The following is a 20,583-nucleotide window of genomic DNA, read 5'->3' as shown; positions in this document are numbered from 1 at the left end:
TAATACGGCCGGTTACGCTGAGTCCACATCGATCGAGGGAGCCCGGCGTCGTGAGTTCGACAACACAGCCATCGCGTCGCGGTCGCGGTCGACGTCCGTTTGCGGAGGTCCGCGCCGATGTGGTCGCCGCAGCTGCCGACGTGCTGCTCCGGGACGGAGTGCAGGGCTTCACGATCAACAAGGTGATCACCGCGTCCGGCGTCAGTTCGGCGACGGTGTTCAAGTACTGGCGGTCGCGCGGCGCGCTGGCGCTGGACGGGTTCGTCCACGCCGTCGGCGACGAGATCGCGGACTACGACACCGGCGACATCCGCGCCGACCTCATCGCCCTGATCGAGTGGCTCGTGAATCTGGCTGCCCGTGAACCGGAAGGCACGGTGCTTGCACAGTTGATCGGCATCGCACAGATCGACGCCGACCTCGCCGCCCAGTTCGACCACCACTACTTCGGTCCCCGTCGGCGCGCGGCGCTGGCACTCGTCGACGGCGCGAAGGCGCGCGGCGAGATTCGGGAGGACGCCGACTCCGGGCTGATCCTCGACGTGATCTGGGGACCCTGCTACTTCCGGATGCTGATGCCCCACCTCGACGGGCAGCTGACGCCGGAGTTCGCACGACGCGTCGTCGACGTCGCACTCGCGGACGTCCTGATCGAGACCTGATCGTGCGAGGTCTGCTGCGTGTGTGCGCCCCGGGCCGTGACGAGTCCCCGTCCGTCGGGTAGATCTTGTCGGGTGAGCACGACGAGAGGACGACGGCCATGGTGAAGACGGTGCCCTTCGGGACCACGGGGATCGCGGCGCCCAACATCGTCGCCGGGATGATGCGCATCGCCGACAAGGACGACGACGAGATCCGCGGCCTCTACCAGGCGATCCGGGAGTCCGGGATCGACTTCTTCGACCACGCGGACCTGTACGGGTTCAACCATCCCGGCGGCGGAGTTCACCACTGCGAACGCCGTTTCCACGAGGCGCTGCAGCTCAGCAGCTCGGAGCGCGCAGAAGTGACGCTGCAGACCAAGTGCGGCATCATCCCCGACCCGTTCCATTACAACCAGTCGTACGAGCACATCGTGGCGTCGGCGGAGGGGTCGTTGCGCGCTCTCGGCACCGACTACCTCGACGTCTTGCTGCTGCATCGGCCCGATGCTCTGGTGGAGCCCGAGGAAGTGGCCCGCGCATTCGACGAATTGGCGCAGGCGGGCAAGGTCCGAGCGTTCGGCGTCTCCAACCACACTCCCCGACAGATCGACCTGCTGAAGACCGCGGTGACGCAGCCGATCGTCGTCAACCAGGTGCAGCTGTCGCTGACGCACGCGACCATCCTGACGCAGGGGCTGGCGTCGAACATGGTCGGCGTCGACGACTCCGTGACGCGCGACGGCGGCGGCATCGTCGACTACGCCCGCACGCACGACATGACGCTGCAGGCATGGTCGCCGTTCCAGAAGGGACTCTCCGCCGGAATCATCTTCGGCGCGCCGGAGTATCCCGAGCTGAACGCGGAACTCGACCGGCTCGCCGCCCAGTACGACGTCACGCCGACCGCGGTCGCCACCGCGTGGATCACCCGCCACCCCGCGGGCATGCAGGTGGTGCTCGGGACCACGAACCCGCAGCGGGTGGCCGACGCCTGCGCGGGATCGGACCTTCCGTTGACCCGCGCCGAGTGGTACGGCCTGCTGACAGCGGCGGGACACACTCTCCCGTAGGTCTTAGGGCAGTTCGCCGGTGAGCCGCCGGTGGAACGCTCCGCTGGCCTCGTTCAACCCGACGATGCTGACGGCCGCGCCGTGCTGGCGGTACTTCTGCTCGATGCCGTCGAGCGCCGCGACGGTCGACGCGTCCCACACGTGCGACCGCGACAGATCGATGACGACGACATCCGGGTCGTCGGCGTAGTCGAACTGCGTGGTGAGGTCGTTCGACGACGCGAAGAAGAGCTCACCGTCGACCGCATAGTGCGCCGCGGTCCCGTCACTGCTGACGGTCCGGGTGACGGACGTGAAGTGCGCGACGCGGCGCACGAACAGGATGGCCGCGGTGAAGACGCCGATCACCACGCCGATGGAGAGATTGTGGGTGATCAGCACCGGGACCACGGTCACCACCATCACCACGGTCTCGCTGCGCGGCATCCGCTTCAACGTCGACGGCGCCACCGAGTGCCAGTCGAACGTCAAGAACGCGACCATGAACATGATCGCCACCAGTGCGCCGATCGGGATCAGGTTCATGATCGGCCCGAGGAACCACACCAGAATGAGGAGGAACACGCCTGCGGCGAACGTCGACACGCGGGTGCGGGCGCCGGACGCGCGCACGTTGATCATCGTCTGACCGATCATCGCGCAGCCGCCCATGCCGCCGAACAGTCCGGAGAGGATGTTCGCGCCGCCCTGACCGATCGACTCGCGGGTCTTGTGAGAGTGGGTGTCGGTGATCTCGTCGACCAGCTTGGCGGTCATCAGCGATTCCATCAGGCCGACCGCCGCCATGCCGAGCGCGTACGGCGCGATGATCGTGAACGTCTCGACGGTGAAGGGAACGTCGGGGAAGAAGGGCATCGGGGGACCGCCCGGCAGCCCGCCCTCGCTGGTGTCCGACACGCTCTTGACGTCGAGGTTCAGCAGCCACACCGCCAGCGTCATCACGATCACCACGATCATCGGCGCGGGCACCGCGGTGGTGATCTTCGGAAACAGCCACAGGATCAGCAGACTGACGACGATCATCGGGTAGATCAGCCACGACGCGCCCTCGAAGTGCTCGAGCTGGGCGATCGCGATGAGGATGGCCAGGGCGTTGACGAAGCCCACCATCACGCTGCGCGGAATGAACCGCATGAGCTTGGCGACGCCGACCAGGCCGAGAACGATCTGGAAGACGCCGGCGAGGATGACGGTGGCGATCAGGTAATCGAGCCCGTACTGGTCGGCGACCGGGCGGATCACCAGTGCGACGGCGGCCGTGGCCGCGGTGATCATCGCGGGTCGGCCACCGAGGAACGAGATCGAGATCGCCATGACGATCGACGAGAACAGTCCCACTTCGGCGGGTACGCCCGCGGCGATGGCGAAGGCGATGGCCTCGGGGATCAGGGCGAGTCCGACGACCATGCCGGCCAGGACTTCTTTGGTCAACAGTTGCGGCGACCGAAGCGCGTCCAGGACGGTGGGGTTCGACCGATAGCGGTCGGCCTCGGGCGTGCGGGCGCTCATGCTCCTCCAGCGGAATGCGCGACGGTGACGTCGGTGGTCAAGAATCCGACTAACCCTATCGGTACCCGCACCGCAGCCGTGGCCTCCGTCGAGCGGGCGACGAGGTCGGAGTGGCTACCGCGGACGGAAGCGGACGTCGGCGCCGTGGGCGACGAGGCGTTCGGCGAGGTCGCCGTAGACGAGGTCGAGCAACTGCTCGGCATCGCGTGAGGTCAGGGTGACGCCGTCGGCCACGCCGGTGACCGCGATGTCGGCCAGTAGTCCCGCGAGGGTGTCGACCGTGCCGGGATGAACGAGGCTCGGCACCGGCGCACCGGGACGCCATCCGGGGCGGACCTCGCGGTAGCGGTCGTACGCCTCGCTGACGCTGGCGGCGACCAGGACGTCGAGGTCGACGAAGGCATCGCCTGCGGCGCCCGCGGTGCGCTTCTGCGCGGCGAGCAGGGTGGCGGCGCGGAACCGCTCGGGGCGCCGGCTGCCGTCCTCGGTGAGTTCGACCCACCGGGCCGAGTCGGGGCCGTCGGGGTATTCGATGGCGATGCGAAGTGACGGTGCGGCAGTCATCTGCGGGTCTTCTGCTCGATCATGGTGTGAGTCTGCGCGGGTCGTCGACCTGGAACAACCATTGCGATCACACTGGATACAAGGCCCGGATCGCTGTCACGATGCCGCTGAGCGAACTGTCAGCCCTTCACCAGCCGCATCGTCTGATGCGACAGCAGTCGGTTCACGGCGGGCAGGCGCGACAGCACCCCGACGGCGAGCGCCTCGTACGCCTCCGGATCGGCGACCTGCACGCGCAAGTAGTAGTCGGGTTGGCCGAACATGCGGCGCATCTCGGTGACTTCGGGAACGGCGGCCGCGGCCGTCTCGAAGTCCTGGATGGTCTCACCGTCGTTGACCGCGATGTCGATGGCGACGATGACCTCGAACCCGCGGCCGCCGTTCTTCGGGTCGACGATCGCGCGGTAGCCGAGGATGACGCCGTCGCGCTCCAATCGCTGCACGCGTCGCAGGCACGGTGCGGGCGTCAGTCCGACGCGGCGAGCGAGTTCGGTGTTGCTCAATCGGCCGTCCAATTCCAGTTCGGCAATGATTGCTCGATCAAGATCATCAATCGTGGGTTTATTGCGCATAGACGAAGGTTACCAAGGGGATTTAGCAATCCGATCGCGGCGAATCTTTTCTAAAATTGCTGCATGACCAGCACTCGTGATCTCGAGACGAACGTCGTTGACGCCTCGGCATCCCGCGACGAGATCGTCGCCGGATGGCGCACGGTGATTCCCGCGTGCGCCGCGGTGATTCCGCTGGGGCTCGCGCTCGGGGTGCTGGTGGTGAAATCCGGTCTCGCCTGGTGGTGGGGGCCGGTTCTCGCGGCAGTCGTGTTCGCGGGGTCGATGGAGTTCTTGCTCGTCGGACTCTTGGCCGCCGCAGCGCCGTTCGCGCAGATCGCGGTCAGCACCCTGCTGGTGAACTTCCGGCACGTCTTCTACGCCCTCTCGTTTCCGTTGCACCAGGTGGGTGGCCGGGGGTGGAAGGCGTACAGCACGTTCTCGCTGACCGACGAGGCCTACGCGCTGACCGCGACGCCGGAAGCGCAGACGTGGTCGCGGGCGCGGATCATCACGATCCAGGCGAGCTTTCACGCCGCCTGGGTGGGCTGCGTCGCCGCGGGCGCCGGTCTGGGCACGATGATCCCGCCGAGCGTCGTCGGCCTCGACTTCGCCGTCACCGCACTGTTTCTGGTGCTGGGCATCGAGGCGTACAAGGTGCGCCGCTCCGTCTCGATCCCCGTTCTCGCGCTCGGATGCGCGCTGATCGCCGGGCTCGTCTCCAAACAGCACATGCTGCTGATCGCGATGGCGTTGTTCATCGCCGCGCTCATCGGCTCGTACCTCGTCCAGAAGCGGAGGAACCGTGACTGACCCGCGCTACATCCTTGTCGCCGTGCTGATCTCGGCGTCGATCACCTGGGGGCTGCGCGCACTGCCGTTCGCGATGCTCGCCCCGCTGCGGGACAGCAGGCTGTTGGCCTATCTGGGCGACCGAATGCCGGCGGGGATCATGTTCATCCTGGCCGCGTACACGCTGCGCGAGACCGAACCGACCGTGCCGGCCTCGGCCGGACCGGCAGTCCTGGCGCTCGTGGTGACCGTCGGTCTGCAGCTCTGGCGCGGCAGCATGACCCTCAGCATCTTCGCCGGGACGGCGCTGTACGTGGCGATGGCGTCGGTGATCGCCGCGTAATCGGCCCTGCACGACGGTGGGCGGAGCACTTCCACAGCGGCCGGTCCGGTGGTAGGACTGAAGAACATGGCGACTGACGAGATGGCGTGGACCTCGGCCGACCTACCGTCCTTCGACGGCAAGACGGTCGTCGTGACGGGCGCCAACAGCGGGCTCGGGCTGGTCGCGGCGCAGCGACTCGCGGCGGTCGGCGCGAAAGTCGTGCTGGCGGTGCGGGAACCGACGCGGGGCGCAGCAGCGGCGTCGACCATCCGCGGTGAGACCGAGGTGCGCCGCCTCGATCTCGCCGACCTGGCGTCGGTCCGCGAGTTCGCGGCGGAATGGTCGGGCGACCTCGACGTCCTCATCAACAACGCCGGCGTGATGCACGTACCGGAGGGCCACACCGAGGACGGGTTCGAGACCCACTTCGGCACCAATCACCTCGGGCACTTCGCGCTCACCAACCTGCTGCTTCCGCATGTGCGCGATCGGGTGGTGACGATGTCGTCGAGCCTGCATCGCAGCGGAACCATCGAGCTGAGCGATCTCAACTGGGAACGCCGCGACTACCACCGCGCCGCCGCGTACGGCCAGTCGAAGCTCGCGAACCTGCTGTTCTCGCTGGAGTTGGAGCGCCGCCTCACCGCGGCCGGGTCCACGGTCCGGTCGCTGGCGGCGCACCCCGGTTATGCGGCGACCAATCTGCAGACGCGCACCGCGAATCCGCTCTTCGACGCCGCCGGACGGGTCGGGAACAAGATCCTCGCGCAGTCCGCCGAAGCCGGTGCCTGGCCGATGCTGTTCGCGGTGAGCCAGGATCTGCCGGGCGGATCGTACGTCGGCCCGTCCAAGATGAACGAGTTGCGCGGGCATCCGGCACTCGCCGGGCGGTCGGCCCGCGCGTCGGACACCGCGCTCGCCGAGAAGCTGTGGGCGGCGTCGGAGGACTTGACGGGCGTCCCGTTCGGGTTGTGACGCGCCGGTCGACGTCAGGTGCTGATGTCACGCGTGCGCATCCCGACGCATCCGACGCCGACGAGCATGGCGGCGACCGCGGTGAGCAGCACGACGGTGAGCCAGGCGACGGCGCCGACGTCGGCGGGCGTCCAGTACAGCGGTGAGATGCCCTGGACCCATCGCGGCAGGTTCAACAGCGGACCGAACATCCCGACGACGAAGGCGAACGCGAGGAGAATCCACGCGGCTTTGATCGCCCTCGGAGCCCAGCCGTACAGCGCCACCGCGAGGCCGAGGAAGATCAGCACGGCGGGGAGGTACGAGATCAGCTCGCCGAGGTAGACGCCGACGCCGGGATCGGTGACGCCGACCGCCGTCGCGCCCAGCCAGAGCGCGAGCAGGGAGGTCAGCAGCAGCACGACCGTCCCCGCTGCCGCCACCGCGATCTGCGATCCCAGCCACCGGATGCGGGAGACCGGCGTCGCCAGCACCACGTCCAGGCGCCCAGAGGTCTCCTCGCCGCGCGCTCGCTGTGTCATCGCGAGCGCATAGGCCGCCGCGCACAGGGCCAGGAAGAGCGTCATGGTGCCGATGAACGCCGATGCGAACATCGCCGGATCGCTCCCGAACAGCTCGCCGAAGGCGGGGTTGTCGTGGACCAGGTCGCCGACCATGTCGTCGATCGTGCTCATCAGCGTGCCCGTGCCGAACCACATCAACACCAATCCGGCGGTGCTCCACCACAGCGCGCCGCGCTGCTGCCGCCACGCCAGCGCCAGCGGCGAACGCAGCCCCGGTACCGCTGCGGCTCGCCCCGGTCGCGCGTGAATCAGACCCGCGCCGAAATCGCGGTGCGACGAGAGCTGGGCGGCCACGACCAGCGCGATCACGGTCGCGACCGCGGACAGCAGCAGCGGCCACCAGCGCACGTCGACGAACGCCCGTGACTGCTGTGCCCACGCGATCGGCGAGACCCACGAGAGCGGCGACCCGCCGAGTCGCTGCACGTTGCCTGCGGCCTGGACCACGAACGCGGCTCCGAACAGCCCCAAGGAGATGCCGATCGCGGTCCGCCCGTGCGCGCTGATCTGGCTCGCGACCAGCGCGACGGCGCCGAAGACCAGACCGACGGCGGCGCAGGAGAGCGTCATGGCGAGCGCATCGGTGAGCGGTGCCTGAGCAGATACCGCCGACATCGCCAGTCCCGCGACCAGACCGATGAGCAGCAGATGACCGGCCAGCGTGAGCAGGGCCGCGACCGCCGTGGCATGCCGACCGACGACGCTGGCGCGGACCAGTTCGGCGAGCCCGCTCTCCTCGTCGGCGCGCGTGTGGCGCACCACATGGAAGATGCTCATCAGACTGAGCGCGAGGACGACGTAGACGGTTCCCTCGTTGGCGACCGCCACCGGCCCGGTGTAGTGGTCGAGCCCGAAGCCGGGCCCACCCATGATGATGCCGGTGGGCGTTCGCATCACGGCGGCGCGGCCCTGCAGCGCCGCGGCGTCGAACACCGTGGTGAGAGCGAACATGAAGTAGACGAGGAACAGGGGGATCGACACCAGCCACACCGTCATGCGGACACGGTCGCGACGCACGATGTGCCGTGCCATCACCCCGGTGCCTGCGAGGGCGCCGCCCCACGGTTCAACGGCGAGCGCGGCGCTCATGATGCCTGCTCGACCGGTTCCGGGACGTCGCCGTAGTGACGGAGGAACAGGTCCTCCAGCGACGGGGGTGTCACCTGCAGCGACTGGACGTCGTGTTCGGTCAGGGGTTTGAGCACCCGGCCGACGGCGGTGTCGTCGACGTTGAACGTGAGTCGCAGCCCGGCCGGAGTGGGCTGCACCGTGACGTCGTGGACCCCGGGCATCGTGCGGATGGCGTCCACATCGGTCGCGCGCACCACCGCCTGCACGCGTGACCGCGTGAGGTGCCGCAACTGCGCGAGCGTGCCGCTCTCGACGTCTGTGCCCGCGCGGATGATCGTGACGGTGTCGCAGACCTTCTCCACCTCGGACAGGATGTGGCTGCTCAGCAGCACCGCCTTGCCCTGGTCGCGCAGGTCGCCCACGTAGCTGGTGAAGACCGTCTCCATCAGCGGGTCCAGCCCGCTGGTCGGCTCGTCGAAGATGAACAGTTCGGCGTCGGAGGCGAGTGCCGCGACCAGCGCGACCTTCTGCCGATTGCCCTTCGAGTACGTCCGGGCCTTCTTGGTGGGGTCGAGCTCGAAGCGGTCGAGCAGTTCGGCCCGCCGGGCGGGGTCGACGTCGCCACGAAGTCGCGAGAGGTAGTCGATGCATTCACCGCCGGTCAGATTGGGCCAGAGGGTCACGTCTCCCGGCACATAGGCCAGTCGCCGGTGGAGCGCGACGGCGTCGCGCCACGGGTCGCCGTCGAAGACGCGGACCTGGCCGCCGTCGGCGCGAAGCAGGCCGAGCAGGACGCGGATGGCCGTCGACTTGCCCGCGCCGTTGGGGCCGAGGAAACCGCGGACCTCGCCGGCGGCGACGGTCAGATTCAGCTGGTCGAGGGCGGCGAAGCCGCCGAACTTCTTGACCAGTCCCTGGATGTCGATGATGGTCATGGCACCAGTCCTCGATTCTTCTCGCGTAGTGGTCGGATCAGTGGAGTTCGGGTCAGTCCGGCGGGTCGTCGAGGTACCGCAGGTAGTCGTCCAGGACGTCGCCGCGGGTGAAGACGCCCTCCGTGTAGAGCTCGATCATCGGTGCGGCCGTCTCCCTCTGCATCTGCCGGAAGGCGGCGCCGAGGTCGGCGGTCTGGCCGTCGAGCAGGGTGGTGAGCAGCAGTGATCCGAGCGCACTGGTGACGAGGTAGCGGGCGCGGGCGTGCTCATCTCGGCTGGGTTTGACCAGGCCCTTCTCCACCGCGTCGTGCATGTACTGCTCGGCGTCGACGATCATGCCGTCGACGAACTGGCGGCCGACGTCCCCGCCTGCCAGCAGCGATTGCATGATGTACGCGAACATGGGCAGGAGTTCGTCGCTGTCGACGATGGCACTCAACAGCTGCCCACGCGCTGCGGCGTCGATGTTCTGCGACTTCACCACGCGGATCCACTCGCGGACGTGCGCGTCGCAGGCCGCGTGCAGGGCGTCCTTGGAGCCGTAGCGCTTGATGATGAGCGCTGCGCTGACTCCGGCATCGGCCGCGATCCCGCGCAGTGGCGCACCGAAACCCAAGCGGCCGAAGCTATGGACCGCAGCCTCGATGATCGGATCGACGTGCGTAAACACGTGTTCACGACTCATGTCACCAGTATGGATCGAGCGGCGCGAGAAGTCGAGAGTCTCGCGCGCTCGCGGGTCTATCCAGTGCGGGGTCGGGTCCTGATCATGTTCAGCAGCAGCGCGACGCAGACGACGGCACCGCCCACGGCGGCGACGCCGAGAGCCAGGTGGATGCCGTCGGGGCCGGGCCGGGCGGCGAGGATCGCGCCGACGATCGCGCTGCCTGCCGCGCCGCCGACGGTACGGAGCACCTGGTTGAAGCTGACCGCGCTGCCGACCTCGGAGATGGCGACGTTGCGGGTGATCAGAGTCGGCATCGCGGCGTAGGCCGCGCCCATGCCGAGTCCGAAGAGCGCCATCGCGAGCAGAATCTCCCACAGCGAGTCGCTGGTCAGCCACAGCATCACCGCCGACGCGGCCATCACGGTGGAGCCGACGGGGAGCATGGTCGCGGTCGACGACGGGTTCAATCGGCGGACGAATCGGTTGCCCGCCAGGCTGCCCGCGGACAGCGGGAGCATCACGAAGCCGGCCCAGAAGAGCGGTAGGGCGATCCCGTATCCGGTGTCGCGGCCGGCCTGCGCGATGATGCTGGCGATCGACAGACTCATGTACAGGGTGGCGCCCAGGCCGATGGCGGTCAGGTTGGCGAGGAGGACGTCGGACGACTGCCGAACCACGTGCAGATTGATCAGGGGATGGCTGCTCCGCAGCTCGTAGGCGCCCCAGACGAGCAGGGCGAGCACCGCGACCACCCCGGTCGCGACGGTCGGCACCGACCCCCAACCCCACGACGGTCCCTGGCTGATACCCGTCAGCAGGGCCGCGAGACCCACGCTGAGGAGGGCGGCGCCGACGACGTCGAACCGCTGGGTGGACTGGGGCTCGAGGTTGGTCGGCACCCGCAGCCAGACGACGGCGATCGCGGTCGCGACGAAGGCCGCTGCGAACCAGAAGGCGGCGCGGAAATCGGCCTGGCTGGCGATGACGCCGGTCAGGGGATAGCCGATGCCGAGACCGGTCGCGACCGTCACCGACAGACTGGAGATGGCCGGGTCGATCTCGGCGCGCGCGAGGTGTCGTCGAGCCAAGACGATCGTGACCGGGACGATCCCGTACGACAGCCCCTGCAGCGCGCGCCCGGCCAGGAAGACCCCGAAGGTGGGGGCCGCCGCGGCGACCACCGAACCGACGAGGATCACGCCCAACGAGACGAGCAGCAGTCGCCGGGTGCCGCGGCCGTCGCTGAGGCGACCCATGATGGGCGTCGCGACCGCGCCGACCATCAGGTTGATGGTCAGCATCCACTGCGCGGCGCCGACACCGACACCGAACTCACGAGAGATGGACGGCACCAGCAGCATGCCGAGTGAACTGACGACCGAGGTGGTCAGTGCGGCATAGATGAGGGCCGGGGTGAGCCGGTGGGCGGCGGTCACTGGTCGAAGGTCAACTCCACGGCGGTGTGTGCGGCGCCGTCGTCGCCGACGAGTTCCACGCGCGCGCCGGCGTCGACCGCGGTGAAGACCAACTGCGCTGCGTCACCGCAGAACAGCGGCTTCAGATTGCGGTGGGTCAGCGACGCGATCCGTGTGCCGTCGGCGCGGAGCCGATGAGTCTGTGCCAGTGACATCGTCATCAGCGGGCCGTGCACGACGAGGCCGGGATAGCCTTCGACGCGAGTCGCGTACGGCCAGTCGTAGTGGATGCGATGCGCGTTGGCGGTCGCGGCCGAGAAGCTCATCAGCAGCGTGGGATCGGTACGGAAATCCCACCGGTCGGTGCCTGCCGGGACCAGCGGCGACCCGACCGGGACGAACTCGGCCGCCGGTTCCGGTTCGGCGGCCGACGCCGTGGTGCGCGGGGCGGCCTCGCGATAGATCAGATTCTGCTTCTCGACGACGGCAGGCGAGCCGTCACCGTCGAAGATCGTCGTCGAAACCACCACGACCGTCAATTGTCCACTGCGACCGTGCTTCTCTGTCACCGATTCGACGATCGACTCGGTGTGGATCGTGTCACCGACGCGCACGGTGCCGGGAAACTCCACCGATCCGCCGGCGAACATGCGGCGGGGCAGATCGATCGGCGGCAGGAACGAGCCGCGGCGCGGGTGTCCGTCGAGTCCGAGCTCACCCGACGGCGCCCACTCCGGCAACGCCGCCCAATGCCACAGCGGCGGCAGTGGATCGCCGACGGCGGGCGCGGGGAGGGCGTCGTCGAAGAGGCGTGCGACGGCGCGCACCCGACCGGGATCGACGACCTCCGTCGTGGTGACGGTGTGCGGCTGCCAGTCGGTCACATCAACCGTCCGCCGGTCACCTCGAGAACGGTCCCGGTCATGTACGAGGAGAGGTCCGACGCCAGGAACGTTGCGACGGAGGCGATCTCGCTCGGCTCGCCGGCCCGTCCCATCGGGATCTCCGACATCTTCTCGTCCCAGATCCGCTGGGGCATGGCCTCGGTCATCGCCGTTCGGATGAGCCCGGGCTGGATGCAGTTGATCCGGACCCCGAGGTGCGCGACCTCCTTGGCCGCGGCCTTCGACAGCCCGACGATGCCCGCCTTGGCGGCCGAGTAGTTGGTCTGGCCGACGAAGCCGACCTTGCCGGAGATCGACGACAGGTTGACGATGGCGCCGCTCCCGCGCTCGCGCATATGCGCGGCCGCGGCGCGCGTGCCCAGCCAGGTGCCCTTCAGGTGCACGTCGATCACCTGATCGAAGTGCTCTTCGCTCATCTTCCGCATGGTCGCGTCGCGGGTGATGCCCGCGTTGTTCACCATCACGTCGACGGCGCCGAACGCGGCGACGGCGGCGTCGATGAGTGCTTGCACCTCGTCGGCCGAGGTGACGTTGCAGGCGACGCCGCGGGCGACGGCCTCGCCGCCGAGGCTCTGCGCCGCCGTGGCGACCTGCTCGGCGTTCATGTCGCCGAGGACGACGCGCGCGCCTTCGGCGATGAAGCGCTCGGCGATGGCGTAGCCGATGCCCTGTGCGCCTCCGGTGATGACGGCGGTCTTGCCGGTGAGAAGTCCGGTCATGGTGTGCTCCTTGTGTCAGTCAGGTAGTGAGATGAATCGGCGGGCGGCTACGTCGCTCGCTGCAGAATCCGCTCGGCGCGGTCGATGACCGGCTTGTCGACCATCTGGCCGGCGACGACGATGACGCCGTCGGCCGTCTCTTCGTCCGCTTCGACGGCCTCCATGATCCGGTGGGCCCACGCCACCTCGTCGTCGGTGGGCGCGAACGCCGCGATGGTCGGCGCCAGCTGGCGCGGATGAATGCAGAGCTTGCCCGCGAACCCGAGGCGCCGGGCGTGGGCGGCGTCGGCCGCGATCCGGTCGGCGTCGTCGACGGCCGCGGTCACTCCGTCGAGCGGCCCGGCCAGACCCGCCGCCGCCGACGCCAGGACCAGGGCGCCGCGACTGGCGGTCAGCGCTTCGTGATCGGTGGGGTCGACGCCGAGCTGGGCGGCGAGGTCGAACGTGCCGACGGCCAGCCGGACGACGCCGGGCACCGCGGCGATCTCGGGTGCGGCGAGGATGCCGCGCGCAGTCTCGATCAAGGCGATGACGCCGGACCCGGAGACCTCGGCGACCTGCTGCACCACGTCGGCCGATTCGGCTTTGGCCAGCATGATGGGTGCGCCGAGGCCCGTGAGGGCGTCGAGGTCGCCTGCGAAATGGCCGGTGTCGGCGGCGTTGATCCGCACCGCGCAGTGGTGGCCGGTGGCGACCCATTCGGTGACGTTGCCGCGGGCGGCGACCTTGTGGTCGTGGGGAACGGCGTCCTCGAGGTCGATGATCACCAGGTCGGCGCCGGCGGCGGCCGCCTTCTCGAAGCGTTCGGGGCGGTCGCCGGGGACGAACAGCACGGTGGTGGCCGTCCGGGCGAGGTCGGTGGCGGTCGACGAGGTGGGTTCGGAAGTCATGGTTTCTGGGCGTCCTTCTTCGCTTGCTTCACGAGACCGCCGCCGATGATGAGGCGCTGGATCTCGCTGGTTCCTTCGTACAGGCGTAGCAGACGGACGTCGCGGTAGATGCGTTCCACCGTGCTCTCGCGCATGTACCCGCTCCCGCCGTGGACTTGAACCGCCTTGTCGGCGACCTGGCCGACCATCTCGGTGCAGAACAGCTTCGCCGCGGACGGCGCCAGGCGACGATCCTCGCCCGACACCCATTTGGCGGCGGCGTCGCGGGCCAGCGCCCGGCCGGCCATGATGCCGGTCTGCATGTCGGCGAGGTGGGCCTGCACCAATTGGAAGTCGCCGATCGGTGTTCCGCCCTGGGTGGCGACGGCGGCATGCCGCAGGGACTCGTCGAGCGCCCGCTGCGCGGTCCCGACCGCGAGACCGGAGATGTGGACGCGGCCGCGGGCGAGCGAGGTCATCGCTGCCCGGTAGCCGACGTCTTCAGAACCGCCGACCAGGGCCGACGCGGGGACGCGGACGCCGTCGAAGTGGACGTCGGCGGTCAGCGAGCCCTGCTGTCCCATCTTCTCGTCGCGCTCACCGACGGAGACGCCGTCGGCGTCGGCGGGGACGAGGAAGACCGCGATGCCCGCGCCGTTCTCGTCGGCCGGGCGGGTGCGGGCGAAGGTGACGAACAGGTCCGCCGTCGGCGCGTTGGTGATGAAGCACTTGGAGCCGTCGATGATCCAGTCGCCGTTCTCCTGCTGAACGGCTTTGGTTCGCAGGCCGGAGGGGTTGGACCCCGCACCCGGTTCGGTGAGCGCGAAGGAGGCGACGACGTCGCCCGAGGCGATGCGTTCCAGCCACGTCTGCTTCTGCTCGTCGGTGCCGAAGCCCACCAGTACCTGGCCGGCGATGCCGTTGTTGGTGCCGAACATCGAGCGCAGCGACAGCGTGGTGTAGCCGAGTTCCATCGCGAGTTCGACGTCCTGGGCGAGGTCGAGCCCCAGGCCGCCCCACTCCTGCGGGATCGCATAGCCGAACAGACCCATGTCCTTGCACGCCTGCCGGAGGTCGTCGGGAATGGCGTCGGCGTCGGCGATCTCGCGTTCGCGCGGGATGACGCGCGTGGCGATGAATTCCCGGACGGAGTCGAGGATGTGGGTGAAGTCTTCGCGGCTGACCTGAGACATGGGAACCTTCCGGGGTAGTGCGTTTCCAACAAAATCTACTAACCTGTTAGAAAATGGACTGTAGCTGAGCGGATCCACACTCGGCAAGACGACAGAGCCTGGGTGAACGTGACGGCGTATCCGTGGCGCGACCCACCCCGGCGTCGACGACGAAAGGTGCACTCTCATGTCTTTGACCCGAGACGAGGAGCAGATGGTCGCCCTGGTGCGCGACTTCATCGACCAGCGTGTGGCGCCGCGGGTGCGGGAGTTCGAAGAGGACGACGTGTATCCCGAGGAGTTCATCGAGCAGATGAAGGAACTCGGCTTCTTCGGCCTGCTCGCCCCCGCCGACCACGGCGGCGTGGACGTCAGCATGGAGTGCTTCGCCCGCGTCTGCGAGGAGCTGGCACGCGGTTGGATGAGCCTGGCCGGCGCGATCGGCGGCCACTCGGTGATCACCTACCTGATCAAGACCTTCGGAACGGAGCAGCAGCAGGCCACCTACCTCCCCGCCATGGCCGACGGCAGCATCCGCGCGACGATGGCGCTCACCGAACCCAGCGGAGGCAGCGACCTGCAGGCGATGCGCACCCATGCCGATCCCGTCGACGGGGGCTTCGTCATCACCGGGTCCAAGACCTGGATCTCGAACGCGTCGCACTCGGGCCTCTTCGGACTGCTGTGCGTCACCGACCGCAGCGCGGCGCCCGCGCACCAGGGCATGAGCGTGCTGCTGGTGGAGCCGGGCGAGGGCTTCACCGTCTCCAAGAAGCTCCCGAAACTGGGATACCGCGGAGTCGAAGCGTGCGAGTTGGTGTTCGACGGCATGCACGTCCCGGCCGACGCGGTGCTCGGCGGGGAGCCGAATCGCGGCTGGGCGCACATGATGCGGGGACTGGAGGTGGGGCGTGTACAGGTGGCGTCGCGGGCACTCGGCGTCGGCCAGGCGTCGCTGGAGGCTGCGACTCGATACGCGCAGGAACGCGAATCCTTCGGCAAGCCGATCTGGAAGCATCAGAGCGTCGGAAACCTGATCGCCGACATGGCGACCAAGCAGCAGGCCGCGCGACTCCTGACCCTCGATGCGGCGCAGAAGCTCGACCGCGGCGAGCGCGCCGACCTGGAGGCGGGCATGGCCAAACTGTTCGCGTCCGAGACCGCGATGCAACTGGCGCTGGACTCCCTCCGCGTGCACGGCGGATACGGGTACTCCAAGGAGTACGACGTGGAGCGCTACTTCCGCGATGCGCCGCTGATGATCGTCGGTGAGGGCACCAACGAGATCCAGCGCAACGTGATCGCCGCACAGCACATCGCCCGCAACAAGATCTGACCGGACCACCCCGAGCCTCGGAGGCCACCGATGACCGACCCCGTATCCCGACCCCTCGCAGGCATCCGCGTGGTGGAGTTCGCCAGCTTCGTCGCCGGGCCCAGCTCGGGCATGGCGCTGGCCCAGCTCGGCGCGGAGGTGATCCGCGTCGACCCGATCGGCGGCAACGCCGACTACCGGCGATGGCCGCTGTCGGAGGCGACGGGCGCCAGCCTCTACTGGACGTCGCTGAACCGTGGCAAGAAATCGGTGTCGCTGGACCTGCGGTCCGAGCGCGGCCGCGACCTGCTGCTGGCCCTGGCGACCGCGCCCGGCCCCGACGCGGGCATCGTCGTCGACAATGCGGTGGGTCGACGCTGGTTCTCGTACGAGGCGCTCACCGCCCGGCGCGCCGACGTGATCGCGGTGCGGGTGGAGGGTCGTGCCGACGGGTCGGCGGCCGTCGACTACACCGTGCACGGCGACGCGGGCGTCGCCTCGATGACCGGTCCGGCCGACACCGATCGACCGGTCAACCACGTGCTGCCCGCGTGGGACCTGCTGTGCGGGCAGGAGGTGGTGACCTCGGTGCTTGCCGCGCTGCGTCGACGTGATCGCACAGGTCAGGGCTCGCATGTGCAGATCGCGCTCAGCGATGTGGCGCAGGCCGCCGTCGCCAACCTCGGCTGGTACTCCGAAGCCGCCGAACGCGGTCCGCGCGCCCGCCACGGCAATCACATGTACGGCGCCTTCGGCGTCGACTTCGCAGCCGCCGACGGCGGTCGGGTGATGGTCGTGGTGCTGACGCCGCGGCAGTGGGCGGCGGTGGGCGCCGCCACCGGAACCGTCGACGTGTTCGTCGCGCTGGAGGCCTCGCTCGGCGCCGATCTGCAGACCGACGAAGGCCGTTACGCGCACCGCGATGTCATCGAGGCGGTGCTGAAGCCGTGGTTCGCGCAGCGGACGTCGGCGCAGGTCGCCGACGAGTTAACCGCGGCCGGCGTGCTGTGGGGGCCATACCGCACCACGGCCGACGTCGCGTCGGACTTCGTCGCCGATCCGAGTGGTCGTCCCGTCCTGACCTCCCTCGACCAGCCCGGCATCGGCGCGGTGATCTCCGCGCACGCCCCCACACGCTGGGAGTCGTCGTACTCGGGGACCTCTCCCGCCGTCGAACTCGGCAGCGACACCGACCGCGTGCTGTCGGAGGTGCTGGGGCTCGGCGGCGATGAGATCGCGGCGCTGCGCGCGGATGGAGTGGTGGGCTGATCCACACCCTCAAACCAACCCGAGGGCAGCCGCCACCAAGCTCGCAGTGACGCACCACTTCGCCTCGAGTCGCACCACTTCTCGTTCCCGCACTCGGTCGCGACCAAGTGCGGGAACCGAAAGCGGTGCGGCCCGACGAGAAGTGGTGCGGCCCCTCGAAATGTCCTCTGAACAGGCCAAACGAAACCTGCAACACAAAGCGCTCGACATGTGACCCACCAAACAGTTAAGGTCTAAACAATCAAGCGGCGAGATATTCAGCCAACACGCTCGCTGCCGCGATGGGAAACCCCGATCGTGACTTGATTCGAAGGACACTTGATGAACACAACCCAGCAGACGCTCAGCCCCTCGGCTGATGCGATCAATGCGCGGATGGAACGACTGCCGATGAGCAGTTGGCACATCAAAGCGCGCGTCATCGTCGGAGCGGTGACCTTCTTCGACGGCTTCGACCAACTGATGATCGCGTACTCGCTTCCCGACCTCCCCGGGCCGTGGGGCGTCCTCGGAAACTCCGCGCTCACCGGCTGGGTCATCGCCGTCGGCGGCATCGGCATGCTGATCGGCGCGCTCGGCGGCGGCTGGCTCGCCGACCGCATCGGCCGACTCAACGTGATTCAGTTGGCCCTGGTCGTCTACGCGATCACCAGCCTGATCATGGCGTTCACCGACTCGCTCGAGGTGTTCATGAGCCTGCGCGTGGTGCAGGGCATCGGCCTCGGCGCAGAAGTCCCGGTGGCGGCCGCGTACATCGGCGAGATCGCCCGCACGCACAAGCGCGGACGCTTCGTCCTCCTCTACGAGACCATCTTCCCGATCGGCCTCGTCGCCTCGGCCATCGTCTCCTCCTGGGTGGTTCCGCGCTGGGGCTACGAGGTGCTGTTCATCCTGGGTGCCATCCCGATCCTGCTGGTTCCGCTGCTGCACCGCCTCCCGGAGTCGCCGCGCTGGCTCGCCGCCCGCGGCCGCCTCGATGATGCGGAGACCTCGATGTCGCGCATCGAGAACCAGGTAGTTCAGCGCTCCGGGCAGCCGCTCCCGACCCCGCGACCGACGAACGCCGACGCCGTCGAACTGCCGCAGACCCGGGTGCGAGAACTCTTCGAAGGCGTCTATCTGCGACGCACCGTGATGCTCGCGACCATCTGGCTGTGCGCGTACTTCGTCAACTACGGCATCGCGTCGTGGCTGCCGACCCTGTACCGCAACCACTTCGACCTCAGCGTCGGGAGTGCTCTGCACTACAGCATCTTCACCACGCTGGCGGGTCTGATCGGCTGCATCATGGTGGCCTTCCTCATCGACAACCTCGGTCGACGCATCTGCATCGCCGGCGCCATGGCGCTCTGCACCGCCGTTCTGCTCCTCCTGGCCACATTCGGCACCAACAGCGCCCTTGCGGTTCTCGGCTGGTCGGCCGCCGCAGCACTCCTGGTGTTCTCGGTGAACATGGCGCTGTACGTCTACACCGCTGAGTTGTACCCGACCCGGATGCGCGCCATGGGCGCCTCCTTCGGCGGCGCGGCCGGCCGTCTCGGCATCATCGTCGGACCGCTCTCGGTCGGCTGGATTCTGACCAACGGCACCCTGAGCTGGGTCTTCATCACCTTCGCCGTGGTCGCGGGGATCGGTGCGATCGTCGTCGCACTGTTCGCCACCGAGACCAAGGAGCGCACGCTCGAGGAGATCTCGGCATGAGCGCAGTATTCGTTCCCGTACCCGACGAGATGCTCGTCGGAGGCAAATGGCGACAGGCCGACGGTCCGAAGACTCGGGTCCTCGACCCCGCGACCGGCGCCGTGCTCCAGGAGATCTCCCAGTCCTGCGCCGACGACGTCGACGAGGCCGTCGCACGGGGAGCCGAAGCCGCCGCCGACCCGGGCTGGCGCGATCTGCTCCCGCACCAGCGGGCGAGGTACCTGCACGCGATCGCCGACGCCGTCGAAGCCGCCGCGGACTCGCTGGCCACTCTGCAGAGCTTCAACACCGGCAAAGCTCTCCGTGAGACGCGGGCGTTGGTGGCCAGCGCGGTCGGCACCTTCCGCTACTTCGCCGCCGTCCTGGAGACCTCGGACGAAGCCAAGACGACCTCCCGCGGCGAGTACCTCACCTGGGTGAAGCAAGAGCCCATCGGTGTCATCGGCGCCATCGCCCCTTGGAACTCGCCGATCGCGAGCGACGCGCAGAAGATCGCGCCCGCCCTGGCGGCAGGCAACGCCGTCGTTCTCAAACCCGCCGAATGGACGCCGCTGGTGTCCCTTGCACTGGCCCGACTGATCGTCGACTCGGGCCTGCCCGCAGGTCTGCTGTCGGTGCTGCCCGGTCGTGGATCGGTGGTCGGCGACGCGATCGTGCGGCACCCGGGCATCGGAAAGGTCAGCTTCACCGGCGGCACGGACACCGGACGCGGGATCGCGCACCTCGCGGCGGAGAAGCTGATGCCGGTCTCCCTGGAACTGGGCGGCAAGTCGCCAACCATGGTGCTCGACGACGCGGATGTGGAGCAGGCGATCGCGGGCGTCATGTACGGCATCTTCTCGTCGTCGGGACAGAGCTGCATCGCCGGATCGCGCCTGTTCGTCGCGGAGTCCCTCTACGACGACTTCCTCGATCGACTGGTGGAACGCACTCGACAACTGGTGGTGGGCAACGGATTCGACGACGCCACGCACGTGGGGCCGCTGGTGCACCCGAAGCACCGCGACAGCGTCGCCGCGTACGTCGACCTCGCTCGTGCCGAAGGCGGCACCGTCCGCTGCGGCGGGGGTGTGCCCGACGACCCGCGCCTGGCCGACGGTGCGTACTACCTGCCGACGATCATCGACGGACTCGCCAACTCGGCGCGTGTCTGTCAGGAGGAGATCTTCGGTCCGGTGCTGCTCGCGCTGCCCTTCCGCGACGAGGACGATCTCGTGGCGCAGGCCAACGACAGCGTCTTCGGTCTGGCGTCGGGCATCTGGACGCGGGACTACCGGCGCGCATTGCGGCTCGCCGACCGGATTCAGGCGGGCACGGTCTGGATCAACACCTATAAGGCGTTCTCCATCTCCACGCCGTTCGGCGGCATCAAGGAGAGTGGTCTGGACACCGAGAAGGGGCGCGAGGGGATCGCGGCGTACTCCCGCGCCAAAGGCGTCTACCTCGGCATGTCCGACACGCCTCACCCCTGGGCGCCGCGGACGCCGAGGGTTGACACCGCAGGCTGACCGCAGCCACGACGACCGTGAAGAATCTTCTCGGAAGCACTGTA

At 68.5% G+C, this 20,583-nt stretch carries 20 protein-coding genes; 9 read left to right on the top strand and 11 right to left on the bottom strand.

What is annotated here, in order from left to right:
- Window positions 1–50: 50 nt before the first annotated feature.
- Both GH2_RS21565 and GH2_RS05735 read left to right on the top strand, forming a co-directional pair.
- Window positions 51–662 (top strand): TetR-like C-terminal domain-containing protein, encoded by a 612-nt coding sequence (locus GH2_RS21565; RefSeq protein WP_169802424.1) that lies wholly within the window; start codon window positions 51–53, stop codon window positions 660–662.
- Between the two features lie 98 nt (window positions 663–760).
- Window positions 761–1,714, top strand: coding sequence for an aldo/keto reductase (locus GH2_RS05735; protein ID WP_239588361.1), 954 nt, complete (start codon window positions 761–763; stop codon window positions 1,712–1,714).
- Between the two features lie 3 nt (window positions 1,715–1,717).
- On the opposite strand, the gene GH2_RS05730 is transcribed toward GH2_RS05735, so the two are convergent.
- The 3 genes from GH2_RS05730 to GH2_RS05720 all read right to left on the bottom strand — a co-directional run bounded on the left by GH2_RS05730 (window position 1,718) and on the right by GH2_RS05720 (window position 4,359).
- Entirely contained in the window at window positions 1,718–3,223 is a 1,506-nt protein-coding gene (locus GH2_RS05730; RefSeq protein ID WP_066164189.1) for a SulP family inorganic anion transporter, read from the bottom strand.
- 114 nt (window positions 3,224–3,337) lie between these two features.
- Window positions 3,338–3,787: a hypothetical protein gene (locus tag GH2_RS05725; protein WP_066164186.1), complete on the bottom strand. Its 450-nt coding sequence runs from the start codon at window positions 3,785–3,787 to the stop codon at window positions 3,338–3,340.
- A gap of 119 nt (window positions 3,788–3,906) precedes the next feature.
- A complete protein-coding gene (locus tag GH2_RS05720) occupies window positions 3,907–4,359 on the bottom strand; it encodes an Lrp/AsnC family transcriptional regulator (protein WP_066164183.1) in 453 nt (150 codons plus the stop codon).
- A gap of 63 nt (window positions 4,360–4,422) precedes the next feature.
- On the opposite strand from GH2_RS05720, the gene GH2_RS05715 reads away from it, so the two are divergent.
- From GH2_RS05715 to GH2_RS05705, 3 genes are all read left to right on the top strand, one after another.
- Window positions 4,423–5,151 carry an AzlC family ABC transporter permease gene (locus GH2_RS05715; protein ID WP_084247328.1) on the top strand — a complete coding sequence of 243 codons (729 nt, stop codon included), beginning with the start codon at window positions 4,423–4,425 and terminating at the stop codon, window positions 5,149–5,151.
- On the top strand, window positions 5,144–5,473 hold the full coding sequence (locus GH2_RS05710) for a branched-chain amino acid transporter permease (protein WP_066164180.1): 330 nt from the start codon (window positions 5,144–5,146) through the stop codon (window positions 5,471–5,473). The genes GH2_RS05715 and GH2_RS05710 overlap by 8 nt, the downstream gene beginning before the upstream one ends.
- A gap of 66 nt (window positions 5,474–5,539) precedes the next feature.
- Window positions 5,540–6,430, top strand: coding sequence for an oxidoreductase (locus GH2_RS05705; protein ID WP_066164176.1), 891 nt, complete (start codon window positions 5,540–5,542; stop codon window positions 6,428–6,430).
- A 14-nt stretch (window positions 6,431–6,444) separates the two neighbouring features.
- Here the strand turns inward: GH2_RS05705 and GH2_RS05700 are convergent, their stop codons facing one another.
- The 8 genes from GH2_RS05700 to GH2_RS05665 are packed head-to-tail and all read right to left on the bottom strand — an operon-like array spanning window position 6,445 to window position 14,767.
- Window positions 6,445–8,082 (bottom strand): ABC transporter permease, encoded by a 1,638-nt coding sequence (locus GH2_RS05700; protein ID WP_066164172.1) that lies wholly within the window; start codon window positions 8,080–8,082, stop codon window positions 6,445–6,447.
- Window positions 8,079–8,999: an ABC transporter ATP-binding protein gene (locus tag GH2_RS05695; protein ID WP_066164169.1), complete on the bottom strand. Its 921-nt coding sequence runs from the start codon at window positions 8,997–8,999 to the stop codon at window positions 8,079–8,081. Before GH2_RS05695 ends, GH2_RS05700 begins: the two co-directional genes overlap by 4 nt.
- A gap of 52 nt (window positions 9,000–9,051) precedes the next feature.
- The gene (locus GH2_RS05690) at window positions 9,052–9,684 is read right to left on the bottom strand and encodes a TetR/AcrR family transcriptional regulator (protein ID WP_066164166.1); all 633 of its coding nucleotides are present in this window, start codon (window positions 9,682–9,684) and stop codon (window positions 9,052–9,054) included.
- 56 nt (window positions 9,685–9,740) lie between these two features.
- A complete protein-coding gene (locus GH2_RS05685) occupies window positions 9,741–11,102 on the bottom strand; it encodes an MFS transporter (protein WP_066164163.1) in 1,362 nt (453 codons plus the stop codon).
- Window positions 11,099–11,965, bottom strand: a complete 867-nt coding sequence (locus GH2_RS05680) for an HTD2 family dehydratase (RefSeq protein WP_066164161.1) — start codon at window positions 11,963–11,965, stop codon at window positions 11,099–11,101. The genes GH2_RS05685 and GH2_RS05680 overlap by 4 nt, the downstream gene beginning before the upstream one ends.
- Entirely contained in the window at window positions 11,962–12,705 is a 744-nt protein-coding gene (fabG, locus tag GH2_RS05675) for a 3-oxoacyl-ACP reductase FabG (protein WP_066164159.1), read from the bottom strand. The genes GH2_RS05680 and fabG overlap by 4 nt, the downstream gene beginning before the upstream one ends.
- Window positions 12,706–12,752: 47 nt before the next feature.
- Window positions 12,753–13,595, bottom strand: a complete 843-nt coding sequence (locus GH2_RS05670) for an HpcH/HpaI aldolase/citrate lyase family protein (RefSeq protein WP_066164156.1) — start codon at window positions 13,593–13,595, stop codon at window positions 12,753–12,755.
- Window positions 13,592–14,767: an acyl-CoA dehydrogenase family protein gene (locus tag GH2_RS05665; protein ID WP_066164154.1), complete on the bottom strand. Its 1,176-nt coding sequence runs from the start codon at window positions 14,765–14,767 to the stop codon at window positions 13,592–13,594. The genes GH2_RS05670 and GH2_RS05665 overlap by 4 nt, the downstream gene beginning before the upstream one ends.
- Before the next feature lie 166 nt (window positions 14,768–14,933).
- On the opposite strand from GH2_RS05665, the gene GH2_RS05660 reads away from it, so the two are divergent.
- From GH2_RS05660 to GH2_RS05645, 4 genes are all read left to right on the top strand, one after another.
- On the top strand, window positions 14,934–16,082 hold the full coding sequence (locus GH2_RS05660; RefSeq protein WP_066164151.1) for an acyl-CoA dehydrogenase family protein: 1,149 nt from the start codon (window positions 14,934–14,936) through the stop codon (window positions 16,080–16,082).
- 30 nt (window positions 16,083–16,112) lie between these two features.
- Complete coding sequence (locus GH2_RS05655) at window positions 16,113–17,330, top strand: CoA transferase (RefSeq protein WP_066164148.1); 1,218 nt, start codon at window positions 16,113–16,115, stop codon at window positions 17,328–17,330.
- 321 nt (window positions 17,331–17,651) lie between these two features.
- Complete coding sequence (locus tag GH2_RS05650; RefSeq protein ID WP_066164146.1) at window positions 17,652–19,031, top strand: MFS transporter; 1,380 nt, start codon at window positions 17,652–17,654, stop codon at window positions 19,029–19,031.
- Window positions 19,028–20,539: an aldehyde dehydrogenase gene (locus GH2_RS05645; protein WP_066164143.1), complete on the top strand. Its 1,512-nt coding sequence runs from the start codon at window positions 19,028–19,030 to the stop codon at window positions 20,537–20,539. Before GH2_RS05650 ends, GH2_RS05645 begins: the two co-directional genes overlap by 4 nt.
- The last annotated feature ends 44 nt before the right edge of the window (window positions 20,540–20,583 follow it).

Source organism: Gordonia hydrophobica NBRC 16057 (assembly GCF_001592365.1).
Taxonomy (GTDB): Bacteria; Actinomycetota; Actinomycetes; order Mycobacteriales; family Mycobacteriaceae; genus Gordonia; species Gordonia hydrophobica.
Note: the sequence above shows the minus strand (reverse complement) of the source record. Positions and strands in the feature narration are given on the sequence as shown.